The organism is Acaryochloris sp. 'Moss Beach', from assembly GCF_021497025.1.
Classification (GTDB): Bacteria; Cyanobacteriota; Cyanobacteriia; order Thermosynechococcales; family Thermosynechococcaceae; genus Acaryochloris; species Acaryochloris marina_A.
In genome coordinates this window covers 623,516-635,701 of the sequence record NZ_CP071717.1, presented here as the reverse complement: position 1 = coordinate 635,701, position 12,186 = coordinate 623,516, and the positions used below count along the sequence as shown (strand labels likewise).

14 protein-coding genes are annotated in these 12,186 nt (G+C 48.6%); 11 read left to right on the top strand and 3 right to left on the bottom strand.

Annotated features, from left to right (window positions below; genetic code table 11):
- Window positions 1–9 precede the first annotated feature (9 nt).
- From HRE53_RS03015 to HRE53_RS02970, 10 genes are all read left to right on the top strand, one after another.
- Window positions 10–783 carry an aspartyl/asparaginyl beta-hydroxylase domain-containing protein gene (locus HRE53_RS03015; RefSeq protein ID WP_396133442.1) on the top strand — a complete coding sequence of 258 codons (774 nt, stop codon included), beginning with the start codon at window positions 10–12 and terminating at the stop codon, window positions 781–783.
- A 78-nt stretch (window positions 784–861) separates the two neighbouring features.
- Window positions 862–1,593 (top strand): aspartyl/asparaginyl beta-hydroxylase domain-containing protein, encoded by a 732-nt coding sequence (locus tag HRE53_RS03010; protein ID WP_235109018.1) that lies wholly within the window; start codon window positions 862–864, stop codon window positions 1,591–1,593.
- A gap of 73 nt (window positions 1,594–1,666) precedes the next feature.
- Window positions 1,667–2,449 carry an aspartyl/asparaginyl beta-hydroxylase domain-containing protein gene (locus HRE53_RS03005; protein ID WP_235109017.1) on the top strand — a complete coding sequence of 261 codons (783 nt, stop codon included), beginning with the start codon at window positions 1,667–1,669 and terminating at the stop codon, window positions 2,447–2,449.
- A gap of 13 nt (window positions 2,450–2,462) precedes the next feature.
- Window positions 2,463–4,343 (top strand): fatty acyl-AMP ligase, encoded by a 1,881-nt coding sequence (locus tag HRE53_RS03000; protein WP_212662157.1) that lies wholly within the window; start codon window positions 2,463–2,465, stop codon window positions 4,341–4,343.
- 363 nt (window positions 4,344–4,706) lie between these two features.
- Window positions 4,707–5,162, top strand: coding sequence for an acyl carrier protein (locus HRE53_RS02995; protein WP_235109015.1), 456 nt, complete (start codon window positions 4,707–4,709; stop codon window positions 5,160–5,162).
- On the top strand, window positions 5,155–6,480 hold the full coding sequence (locus tag HRE53_RS02990) for an aminotransferase class I/II-fold pyridoxal phosphate-dependent enzyme (RefSeq protein ID WP_235109014.1): 1,326 nt from the start codon (window positions 5,155–5,157) through the stop codon (window positions 6,478–6,480). The genes HRE53_RS02995 and HRE53_RS02990 overlap by 8 nt, the downstream gene beginning before the upstream one ends.
- 14 nt (window positions 6,481–6,494) lie before the next feature.
- Window positions 6,495–7,166, top strand: a complete 672-nt coding sequence (locus tag HRE53_RS02985) for a histidine phosphatase family protein (protein ID WP_235109013.1) — start codon at window positions 6,495–6,497, stop codon at window positions 7,164–7,166.
- 53 nt (window positions 7,167–7,219) lie between these two features.
- Window positions 7,220–8,035 carry an SDR family oxidoreductase gene (locus tag HRE53_RS02980; RefSeq protein ID WP_235109012.1) on the top strand — a complete coding sequence of 272 codons (816 nt, stop codon included), beginning with the start codon at window positions 7,220–7,222 and terminating at the stop codon, window positions 8,033–8,035.
- Window positions 8,035–9,315 (top strand): DNA methyltransferase, encoded by a 1,281-nt coding sequence (locus HRE53_RS02975; RefSeq protein ID WP_212662152.1) that lies wholly within the window; start codon window positions 8,035–8,037, stop codon window positions 9,313–9,315. Before HRE53_RS02980 ends, HRE53_RS02975 begins: the two co-directional genes overlap by 1 nt.
- Window positions 9,316–9,333: 18 nt before the next feature.
- Window positions 9,334–10,284: a cation diffusion facilitator family transporter gene (locus HRE53_RS02970; protein ID WP_235109011.1), complete on the top strand. Its 951-nt coding sequence runs from the start codon at window positions 9,334–9,336 to the stop codon at window positions 10,282–10,284.
- Between the two features lie 60 nt (window positions 10,285–10,344).
- Here the strand turns inward: HRE53_RS02970 and HRE53_RS02965 are convergent, their stop codons facing one another.
- Complete coding sequence (locus HRE53_RS02965) at window positions 10,345–10,737, bottom strand: hypothetical protein (RefSeq protein ID WP_235109010.1); 393 nt, start codon at window positions 10,735–10,737, stop codon at window positions 10,345–10,347.
- Window positions 10,738–10,878: 141 nt separating this feature from the next.
- Between HRE53_RS02965 and HRE53_RS02960 the strand changes: the two genes are divergently transcribed.
- Complete coding sequence (locus tag HRE53_RS02960) at window positions 10,879–11,163, top strand: DUF427 domain-containing protein (RefSeq protein ID WP_212662149.1); 285 nt, start codon at window positions 10,879–10,881, stop codon at window positions 11,161–11,163.
- Window positions 11,164–11,204: 41 nt separating this feature from the next.
- Here HRE53_RS02960 and HRE53_RS02955 read toward each other — a convergent pair whose 3' ends face one another.
- The gene (locus tag HRE53_RS02955) at window positions 11,205–11,591 is read right to left on the bottom strand and encodes a RidA family protein (RefSeq protein ID WP_235109009.1); all 387 of its coding nucleotides are present in this window, start codon (window positions 11,589–11,591) and stop codon (window positions 11,205–11,207) included.
- 34 nt (window positions 11,592–11,625) lie between these two features.
- The gene (locus HRE53_RS02950; RefSeq protein ID WP_235109008.1) at window positions 11,626–12,153 is read right to left on the bottom strand and encodes a GNAT family N-acetyltransferase; all 528 of its coding nucleotides are present in this window, start codon (window positions 12,151–12,153) and stop codon (window positions 11,626–11,628) included.
- Window positions 12,154–12,186 lie beyond the last annotated feature (33 nt).

The window sequence follows — 12,186 nt, the reverse complement described above, 5'->3', positions numbered from 1 at the left end:
TCCAGTGCTATGAATGCTTTCAGTCAACACGATGGAAATTGGCAGACTAAAAGTCGTCAGCTCTTTTTAAAGGGAGCCGAGCAGTTATTGCGGCGATTCGAAGGTCTGATCGAGTCCTACTCCCTAGTGGGTAACACCCCTTTTATCGAAGCTCAACAGTTCTCCTGGATCAAGAGGCTAGAAAACAACTGGCACATCATTGTCCAAGAACTGGATGATATTCTCCAGTATCAGGATGAGCTACCCAACTTCCAAGATTTATCGCCAGATCAGTACCGTCTCACCCAAGACGATCGCTGGAAGACCTTTTTCTTCTATGCCTTTGGGGTAAAAGCGGCTCAAAACTGTGCTCACTGTCCTCAAACCAGCCAGCTGATCGAAGCCATCCCGGGCATGAAAACGGCCTTCTTCTCCATCCTGTTGCCCCACAAACATATTCCCGAGCATTGCGGGGTTTTCAAGGGAGTCATCCGGTACCATCTGGCCCTAAAAGTGCCCCAACCCGAAACCCAATGCCGTCTGCGGGTAGCGGATCAAATTCGTCATTGGCAGCAGGGGCAAGGTTTAGTCTTTGATGATCGATTTCCCCATGAGGTCTGGAACGATAGCAACGAGGTTCGGGTCGTACTCATTGTCGATGTGATCCGACCCCTTCAATTTCCCGTCTCTGTCCTCAACCAGACCCTTATTCGCTTAATTTCTTGGTCGCCCTTTGTTCAGGATGCTAAAAAGCTTCAGAACCAGTGGGAACAACGCCTAGGTGCGATTATGAAATCTCACTAATCTAATTCTGATGTCCCACTCAGCCATCAGAATTAAGGATTTATTACGATAGTCAACACATCATTGGAATACAGTCCCGTGAAAGAATTTTTCGAAACTTTAATGCGCAAACATATTGGCGGGTTGGTTTCGCGTTCGTCCCTGGTGGGCCACAACACCTTTTTTAACCCCAATATGTTTAGTTGGGTCTCTCTTTTGGAAAAGAATTGGCGAACGATTCGTCAAGAGTTGGAACAGGTCCTCCAATACCAAGAGGCATTGCCCAATTTTGAAGAATTGGTGGAATATGACTCTGAACTCACTAAAGATACCCAGTGGAAAATGTTTGCCTTCTATGCCTATGGCATCAAGGCTGAAAAGAACTGCGATCGCTGCCCAGAAACCACCCGGTTGATTGAACAAATCCCTGGGTTAAAAACAGCCTTTTTCTCGATCTTGCTACCCCACCAACGCATCCCACCCCATCGAGGTCCTTATAACGGCGTCCTGCGCTATCACCTCGGGTTGATGGTGCCAGCGGCCACGGACCAATGTGGCATTCGCGTCGGCAAGGACATTCGTCATTGGCAAGAAGGTAAAAGCCTAGTGTTTGATGACTCTTTTGAACATACGGCTTGGAACGATGCGGATAGTGTACGTGTCGTCCTGTTTTTGGATGTGGTTAGGCCGGTTAAATTCCCGATCTCTCTGTTGAACCGAGCTGTGATTCAGCTCTTTTCCTGGTCCCCTTATATTCAAGGTGCAGCCGCTAATCAAAAGAAATGGGACCAGCGATTTGATGCGTTATCAGCGGCTAAAGGGTCCCAATAGCATCGAGACAGATCATGGTGTACATTGGCTGGAGTGTTAATGCGCCCAATTGTTGATTTCTACCCCCTAACTTATGAGTGCATTGAGCCAGTTTTACACCGATTTCAAAACTAAGAACCGTGAGGTCGCCCTAAAAGCAGGTGAAAATCTGCTGCGTCAATTAGAGCGCATCATTCGGTCTGCTTCCCTGGTGGGAAACTCGACGTTCTTTGATACCGCTCAGTTTGAATGGGTAAAAACTTTTGAGGATAATTGGCAGGTTATCCGTAAGGAATTAGATGAAATTCTTAAATATAGAGATGACCTCCCTAATTTTCAAGACATTTCCCCCGATCAGTACAACATCACGAATGATCAGCGCTGGAAAACCTTTTTCTTTTATGCCTACGGGGTGACGGCAGAGCAAAACTGTCGTCTTTGCCCGGAAACGGCGAAACTATTAGCCAGTATTCCCGGTGTAAAGACTGCTTTTTTCTCTATTTTGCTGCCACAAAAGCAAATACCGCCCCATCGTGGCCCCTTTAATGGCGTTCTGCGCTACCATCTGGGACTGGTCATTCCCGAGGCCGCTTCAGACTGCGGGATTCGAGTGGGAGATGATGTGCGCCATTGGCAAGAAGGCAAAAGCCTAGTGTTCGATGACTCCTTCGAGCATGAGGCCTGGAATAATACCGATGAAGTTCGGGTCGTCCTTTTTGTCGATATTGTCCGTCCTCTAAAATTCCCTGCTTCCCTACTGAATCAGTTCATTATCCAATTGATTGCTTGGTCTCCCTATATCAAAGATGCAGAGACCAATCAAAAGAAATGGGATCAGCGGTTACAAGGGCTGTTCAAATCGAAAACGAATTCATAATCCTGTAGTCAGGATGGAGTATAACGTGGCTGAAACAACAAATTGGGACGCCAAGGTCGAAGGAACTTGCCCACCGAAGGTGGAAAGTTTGGTGGATTTACTCCGCTATCGAGCGGCTCACCAGCCAGATCATCAAGGCTTTACCTTTTTAGTCGATGGTGAAGATGAAACCCTCCATCTCACTTATGCAGAGTTGGATGCTAAGGCCCGTGCGATCGCAGCCGCGTTACAGTCTGCTTGCCAACCGGGTGACCGAGCCCTATTGGTGTATCAGCCCGGATTAGAATATGTTGCCGCCTTCTTTGGCTGCCTCTATGCAGGCGTCACGGCAGTCCCGATTTATCCACCCCGTCCCAATCGCTCCCTGATGCGCTTGCAAAGCGTGATTGCTGATTCCCAAGCCATTTTTGCCCTGACAACGTCCCAAATCCTGTCGAAACTCGAACGACAGCTGATTGATGCAGCAGAGTTGAGCGCCCTCAAGTGGCTGGCGACCGATAGCCTCAGCGTCACCGAACCCCGCCAAGCCTGGCAAGAGATTCATCCCCAAGGACAAGATTTAGCCTTTCTTCAATACACCTCTGGATCAACCGCAACGCCAAAGGGGGTGATGATCACCCATGACAATCTCTTACAGAATCTATCTCTAATTCATCAATGCTTTGAGCATAGTTCCCAATGCCAAGGGGTCATTTGGCTACCGCCTTATCACGACATGGGTTTGATCGGTGGGATTTTGCAGCCTTTATATGGAGGGTTCCCCGTGGCGTTGATGTCCCCCTTTATGTTCTTGCAAAGTCCTATTCGCTGGTTACAAGCGATTTCTCGCTATCGAGCCACTACCAGCGGTGGGCCAAATTTTGCCTATGATTTATGCTTGCGCAAAGTCAAACCAGAGCAGCTCCAGGGATTGGACCTGAGCTCCTGGCGGGTGGCCTTTAACGGAGCAGAACCCATCAGCGCTCAAACCCTTGAAGACTTTGCCACCAAATTTGCCCCCTGTGGATTTCGGTCTGAAGCGTTTTTCCCCTGCTATGGCCTTGCCGAAGCCACCCTGATCGTTTCCGGGGGACAGAGAAATGCCAAACCCGCTCTAAAAACAGTCCAAGGCGCAGCCCTAGAACAACATCAAGTTGTCTCTGCCCATTCTAAAGATGCCGATGCCCGCACCTTAGTGGGTTGCGGCTCCGCCCTCCAAGGCCAGGAAATCGTTATTGCCAATCCTGAAACCCTCCAACAATGTTCAGCAGAAGAAGTCGGCGAAATATGGGTGTCTGGCGAAAGCATTGCCCAGGGATACTGGCGGCAATCAGAAGTATCTGGAGAAACCTTTCAGGCCCATTTAGCAGATACCGGGTCTGGCCCATTTCTACGGACTGGAGACTATGGCTTTTTGGTGGGTTCCGAGCTTTTTGTGACGGGTCGCTTAAAGGATGTGATTATTATCAACGGCCGTAATCATTATCCCCAGGACATTGAGTTGACCGTGGTCCAAAGCTATCCCGGTATTCGACCCAATTGTGCCGCTGCATTTTCGATTACAGAAGCAGGTGAAGAACGGCTAGTAGTAGTGGCGGAGTTGGAGCGGAACTATATCAATCGCTATCAAAAAAATGGCAAGAAGCCATCCTCCCAAACCGCTCAGCTCAATAATTTTGTCCCTCCCACAACCCTGACCTCAGACTCAGAACCTGCCGCCGTCGAAAAAGACATCCTCACCCAAATTCGTCGGGCGGTTGCCAAAGACCATGACCTGCAGATTCATGCCCTGCTGCTGCTCAAACCCGGCAGTATTCCCAAGACATCTAGTGGTAAAATTCAGCGGTTTACTTGTAGAGCCAAATTTCTAGAGGGAGACTTAGAGAGTGTAGCCAAGAGCATGCCTCGCGCCTAAAAAAAACAGTAAACCTTGGAACTTTTGCAGGCAGAAAGTCAGTCTCAACTTACACACTTATCTCAGGAAAGACATCAGCCATGCGTAACATGAGGCAGTTTCGACTGAAGCAACCTTGATCACTCCCACCCCATCTGGACTAAGTTATAACTTTCCCATAACGGCAAAGGGCTAGATTGATCAACGGCATTACTAAGGAGACTAGAACATTTAGTTCTAAGGACTTTAAAGAATGGGCCAATTGAGTAATCTCTACATGCCACCTTGTTGCTGTTAAATAAATCTTTTATGATGAACCGAAGTTTTAACTTAAATTCACAATTCGGTTTAACCTGTTGTTTAAGCAATTAGAGTAAAAACAATATGCCAATCCAGGATAACTATCAAAGCACGGTCGCTGTAGCGGAAGCACAGTCTCAGGGAACTGTTTCGCCCCTGCAGACTTCCCCTACATTGGCAGACATTCAAGCCTGGTTAAAAAAACACTTGGCAACTTCTTTGGAAATGAGTCCAGAGGAAATTGATATCGATGTGGATTTCATTGACTACGGAATGAACTCCGTAGAAGTCGTCAATATTTCAGGTGAACTGGAACATTTTCTGGGTCGCCGTTTGGATCCCATGCTTGTTCTAGATTATTCCAATATTCGTGAATTATCAGAGCACTTAGTAACCGATAATGAAGGCAGTTCTCCCACTACTTCAGCATTACCCGCAGATGCCGATGAACTCCTGTCCAAATTGGATGTATTGAGTGACGATGAAGTAGATGGCCTGCTGAACGCGATGTTGTCAGAGCATAATGTTGCCCATGAGTAATTCCTCTAATTCCCTGGATCATCTCTCCGCAGAAGAAAAACGCGAATTGCTGGCGGAATTATTGCAGAAAAAAGCAGAATCTGAACCCGAAATTCCTCCCGAACATTATCGCTTCGATCTCTATCCTGAATATCTTCAGCTCAAAGAGCAGCAAGCCCAACTGCAAGCGAATGATATCCGCAACCCTTATTTCTCTGTCCATGAAGGGATTGCTCGAGATACAACCTGCATTGATGGCAAAGAGCTGATCAACTTTTCCAGCTATAACTATTTAGGGCTAGCCGGACATCCAACTGTTTCTGACACAGCCAAACAAGCCATTGATCGCTATGGCACTTCAGTCTCAGCTAGCCGCCCCGTCTCTGGCGAGAAAGCCTTACATTTAGAGCTTGAACAAGGAATTGCAGACTTTATTGGTGTAGATGACGCCGTTCTCTACGTCGCGGGTCATGGTACCAACGTCACCACAATTGGACATTTATTTGGCCGTGATGACCTGATTCTTTACGATGCCTATAGCCACAACAGCATTTTTCTCGGATGTATGCTGTCAGGTGCACGGGCCATGTCCTTTGCCCATAATGATGCAGCAGATCTAGAAAGACTCTTGAAGCAGCATCGGCAACGCTATCAGAGGGTTTTGGTGGTGATTGAAGGGGTGTACAGTGCTGATGGCGACATTCCCGATTTACCCAAATTTATTGAACTCAAAGAACGCCATAAAGCTTTTCTAATGGTGGATGAAGCCCACTCGATTGGAGTTTTGGGCGAGCACGGTCAGGGTATTAGTGAGCATTTTGGTATTGACCCTAAAACCGTTGATATTTGGATGGGCACCCTCAGTAAGTCCTTTGCCAGCTGTGGAGGCTATATTGCTGGTTCCCAGCCTTTGATTGAATACCTCAAATGTACGGCACCCGGCTTTATCTATAGCATTGGCATTACCCCTGCCAATACGGCTGCGTCTTTGGCGGCACTACAGGTCCTAAAGCAAGAACCAGAGCGCGTGGCTCGGCTTCATGCTCGGGCTCAATTATTTCTAGACTTAGCTAAAGAAAAAGGGTTGAACACCGGGACCAGTCGCGGTTCGGCTGTTATTCCTGTGATGGTGGGCGATACCCTCAAAGCGCTGCATCTATCCCAGCAGCTCTTTCACCAAGGGATTAATGTCCAACCTATGACCTTTCCTGTGGTGCCCCAAAATGAGGCTCGACTCCGCTTTTTCCTGAGTAGCACCCATACGGAAGCCCAAATTCGCCAAACTGTAGAGACCCTTGCTTCTGCTCTGTCTCAAATAGAGACTGAAATCCCTGCCTAATTTGGGGTGCCAATATGTCTGAAGTAGTCTGGATTGCACGCCATGGCCATCGGCAAGATTATGCTGACTTAGGCTGGCGCAAACGGGCAGAACGTCCTCATGATCCAGGTCTCTCAGCGGCAGGGGTGGTGGAGGCTCAGGATGTGGCTCGGTGTCTTAAGTCAGAACCCATCGAGCATATCGTTGCCTCCCCTTTTTTACGAACCGTAGTGACGGCGGCCCATACAGCAACGGCTTTGAATTTGCCCATCCATCTGGAGGCTGGATTGGGAGAGCATATGAGTTCCAAGCTGTTTAAGCATTGTCCAGAACCGCTGCCTGTTGGTGAGATGGCCGATCGCTTCCCTCAAATTGATCGACATTACCGGAGCCACATTTTTCCCTCGTTCCCAGAAACTGAAGCAGAGGCACTTGTCCGAGCAGGAAAAGCGCTTCAGCTATTGGTGGAGACCTTTTCGGGGCCGCTGCTCATCGTCACCCATGAGTTAATTGGCAAGGGAGCCGCTTGGGGACTGGTCGATCAGCACTCTCCCGTTCGCTTTCCCACCTGTGGGTTAACCAAACTGGTCCATGAGCAAGGACAATGGAACATGGCTTTTACGGGAGAAACTTCCCATCTGAGCCAGCCTCGCCACCCCATCCCGGAGATCTGGAATTATCTGCTGCGACAGATTGTTCATCGATAGGGATGAGCGTTCGGGGTAATTTCTATCGTTAAGGACAACTATTGAGTCAACGGATGGACTTTTATCAACGCCATGTCATGATTACGGGTGGATCGAGTGGTATTGGTAAGGCTACCGCTTGCCTCTTAGCCAGTCATGGGGCAAATATTTCCCTGATTGCCCGCACTCCTAGTCAATTAGAGATAGCCGCTCAGGACATTAAAGCAGTCCAGTCCGGCCAGCAAGTTTTAGCTTTAGAGGCGGATGTCGCTGACCGAGAAGCCTTAAACCAAGCTATTTACACTGCAACTGCACAACTGGGACCACCCGATATATTAATGACCGCTGCAGGTATGGCCCGTCCAGGTTATTTCCAAGATGTTCCCCTCGAAGTCTTTGAGCAAACGATGGCGGTCAATTACTTTGGCACTTTGTATGCCGTTAAAGCGGTTTTGCCCCTAATGGAAGAGCGTCACCGGGGACATATTGTGTTGATTTCGTCAGGGGCAGGACTAGTGGGGCTCTTTGGATATACCCCTTACAGCCCCAGCAAGTTTGCACTGCGGGGGTTGGCTGAATCCTTGCGGGGAGAATTGAAAGGGACTGGGATTGGCTTGTCAATTGTCTATCCTCCCGATACGGATACCCCCCAACTGGAAGCGGAAAATAAAACAAAACCCCCAGAGACGAAGAACATTACCGCCTCTGCGGAAATGTGGCAGCCGGAAGATGTGGCCCAAAAGATTGTCCAAGGGGTAAAAAATAACCAGTTTGTGGTGGCTCCTGGATTGGAAATGGGATTATTGGCCAAACTACACAGCGTTCTAGCTCCAGGACTGAACTGGTATTTTGATCGGATTGTTACCCAGACGAGATCGCAATCCTCTTAATGGACGCCTCTAATCCCAAGGATCTCAATCTGAATCGCTTGCAGGAGAGCGATCGCAGTTTTCATGATTGGTATCGCTTTATCTTGTCCTTTCCACCCCATTTGGTCCGGACCTATATTGATAAGTTCGGTCTAACGGCGAACAGCACCCTCCTAGATCCTTTTTGTGGCACTGGGACCACGATTGTAGAAGCTAAGAAACAAGGGATTCCTGCTGTGGGAGTGGAGGCGACTCCCATGTCCTGGTTTGCCTCCCGCACCAAAACCACCTGGACCGCTGATCCAGATCAAGTGCGAGGAGCCGCAGAACGGATTTGCTATCTCCTCTCCCGCGACATTACACCTAAAAATACAACCCACCTAAAAAAGCTGGCACCAGAGGCACAATCGCTGCTGCTCAAAAACTCCATTGGCGATCTGCCCCTCCATAAATGTCTAGTCTTGCGGGATGCTATCGATGCCGAACGGAATCCTCAACTGCGACCTCTCCTCCAGCTTGCCCTGGCCCATACCAGTGTCCATACCGCCAGTAACCTGCGATTTGCCCCAGAAGTCGGTATCAGCCGCCAGCGCAAACAGGATGCTCCCGTTTTAACCGCTTGGCATCAGCAGGTTTTGGCGATGGCCGTAGACTTAGGTGGCATCGATTGCCCCCCGCCGACGGTTTGCCATCACCAGGATGCCAGGGATTTAACCCGAGTGATTCAGCCAGAATCCATTGATGCGGTGATTACCTCTCCCCCCTATCCGAATGAAAAAGACTACACCCGCACCACGCGGTTAGAGTCGGTACTGCTAGGGTTTCTTCAGGATCCATCCGACTTAAAAGCCTATAAACAGTCATTGCTCCGCTCGAATACCCGCAATGCGTTTGCCGCCGATCGGGATGATTTATGGGTGGCAAACACACCGCAAGTCACTCAGCTCGCCGCGACTATCGAGCGCCGTCGCTTGGAAATGGACAAAGATTCGGGGTTTGAGAAGTTATATCATAGGGTCACCGCCCTCTACTTTGGGGGCATGAAGCGCCATTTTGCGAACTTGCGCCCTATTCTAAAGCCGGGAGCCCAACTGGCCTATGTTGTGGGTGATCAGGCTTCTTTTCTCCAGGTTTTAATTCGAACAGGAGAGCTGTTGGCCGCCATTGCTGAAGAACTCGGCTATGAAGTCCGGGGCGTCGAGCTGTTTCGAACTCGTTTATCCAGTGTCACGGGCGAACAACTGCGAGAAGAAGTTGTTTGGCTGGAATGGCCAGGGTATGAACAGTTGTCCTCCCGTTAGTCACAGATAGACAGTGAAATGATAGCTACGACAACAACACCGCCGGATCAGGGTACCCAAGAGCAATGGGCATTGACTCTATCGATCATAGGATCGACTGTTTTTGCCGTGTTGGGTGGGGTGTTTGGGCTATATACCCATTCTGGAGCTATCTTGCTGGATGGGTTTTACTCTCTGATGACTATGACTATGAGCTTTGTCAGTCTCAAAGTAGCAGCTCTGATCCAGGAAGGCCCCAGTCGTCGCTACCAGTTTGGCTATTACGGATTTGAGCCTTTTATTAATACGATTAAAGGCATTATTGTTCTATCCGTCAGTTTATTTGCTTTCGTATCGGCGATTGAAGACTTGCTGCATGGTGGGCGAGATCTTGTCGTGGGCTTAGCCTTGGCCTATGCTACCCTGTCCACAATGGGGTGTTTTACCTTTGCCATCTTGATGCATCGCTATGCCCGACGGTTGAACTTACCGTTGCTAGAGGTTGAAGCCCGAGACTGGACGGTGGATGGCTGTATTAGTAGCGCAGTTGCCTTGACCTTTGTGGTGACGATGTTACTGCAAGACACCGCTTGGAATATTTATCTCCCTTACGTTGACCCGCTGCTAGTCGCTCTTTTGGTGCTGGTTATCATCCCCCTACCATTACGCACCGTATTTGAAGGGGTCAATCAACTATTAGGCGTTGCCCCAGAAAGCGAGTTGGATCGAGAGATTCGCAAGACCATTTCCCAAGTTGCTCGCAGCCAAAAACACCCCATCGATCGATTTCATTTGCAGATGATGGTTCAAGGACGAGTGCTGTATGTCTTTATTCAGCTTCTCGTCCCTGCTGAGTTTGCGGTTGAGCGGGTGCAAGAACTCGACCAGTTGAGGCAGAAGTTTGCAGATGCGATCGCAGATTTACATCCGTTCCCTGAAATCGACATTGTCTTTACGGAAGACCCCTACTGGCTGAAGGATGGGCAATAGATTGAATCTGTCCCATATCACCTCACACCCTAAACACTGTAGGTTTTTCCCGCAAATGGGTTAACTATCAATACCGTGAACAATCAGCAGCCAAAATTCCAGGCCCACAACGATCAGGGGAAACCCGATTCCTGCCAAGCCCAGCCAACTACCCATATTCGCGAAGGCAACCAAGAGCTTTTTTTTAGGATCGGCTTTATGCAGTCGCACATGGCAGTATTGCAAACAGCTTGAACAAATACCAATGATGATCGACCCAGCGATACCCAGAGGGGTAGTAATCAAAACCCAGGTCAGGGTTTTATTCTCCCCGGAGATGAGGGTGAAGTTGGGTAAGAGAATAAAGCTAAACCCTTCGAGAATAATCCAAACCACTAAGGCACTCAAAATATCTTGCTGAGTGAGAAAAGAATCAATAACTTGAACGGGGGGCCTGGGTTTTGTTGGAGCCATATTCCCTAGTTTGTATTGGATAAAAGGATTGTCAGGTCGCCAAAAAAGTCTATTTGGCCCTAACCACAGGTTTCCCATTCACTTGTCAGATTTGACACGGTACGTTACAAGGAAGAAGAGTTTGAGTCGGAGAGAGTCTTAATGTCAAAAGCAGTTTGGAATGGAGTAGTTATCGCTGAAAGCGATCAATGCGAAGTAGTAGACGGAAATCAATACTTCCCCCCTGATGCCGTTGAAACTGACTACTTCAAGGCCAGTGATACCCATTCAAATTGTCCGTGGAAAGGCGTTGCCAACTACTACAGTCTTGAAGTGGAGGGTCAGGTAAATAAAGACGCCGCTTGGTATTACCCTGACCCCAAAGATGCAGTCAAGAATATTAAGGGGTACGTTGCTTTTTGGAAAGGGGTGCAGGTTACAGCCTAATTGGGTGGTATTCCAAGAATGCTTTTTTGGTCTGTATGATCTTATGTCTCTTGGATAATAGTGGCGTCAATTTCGACTAGCTGATCGACATAGCCTAATTGAGCGACTCCTAAAAGGGTTGCAGGGGGTACTTCATCATCAAACCACTGTTCGACAGCATTCCAGGCACTAGCAAGATTGGTAGCTTCACCGACCACATAAATGGTGACCTGCTGAATGTCATTTTCGCTAAATCCATTCACAACAAGAAGCTGGCGAAGATTGGCTAGGCATTGAGTTGCTTGGACGGATGGAGCTGATTGACCAACCAGTTGGCCATTGGAATCGTGTGGAACTTGTCCAGCCACAAATAGCTGGTTGCCTACTCGTTTGGCATAACGATAGTTTGATGTTTTTGGGAGTCCCGCTGCTTCTTCTGCTTCGTTCATGTCTCTATTCAACTCATTCTGCATCAACTACGACTCAGGGAGAGTAGGGTGGCACTTGAGGCAGAATGAGCTGCATGATGGCAACATCTTGCCAGCGATCAGCAACATGCCCAACCTCTTTTTGCACACCGACCATTTCAAAACCAAAGCCCTTGTGGAAGGCAATACTGTCATCATTGGTAGCGACAATTTTGACGACGACATGGTGGTAGTCTAGCTCAACCACCTTTTCTAGCAGAGCAGTTTGCATCATTTTCCCCAACCCTTGACCCTTTGCGGCAAAGGTCAGGTAAATCGATGTTTCGCAGCAGACCCGATACCCAGGGCGATCACTATATTGTTTGACAATGCCCCAGCCCAGAATCTGCTGCTGACGCTCGATCACTAATAGACATTCGCGATCGCAAAATTTATCTACCCAGGCTTGAATATCTTTTGCTTCGAATTGACGAGTATCGAAGGTGATACTGCCCGTTGCGATCGCTTCGTTGTATATGGATGCGATCGCAACATAATCCGCTGGCGTACAAAATCGAATCTGAACCTGCTCTGAGTCTGACATGTAAGGCGTTATCCCTGGCAACCCAAGCCAGTT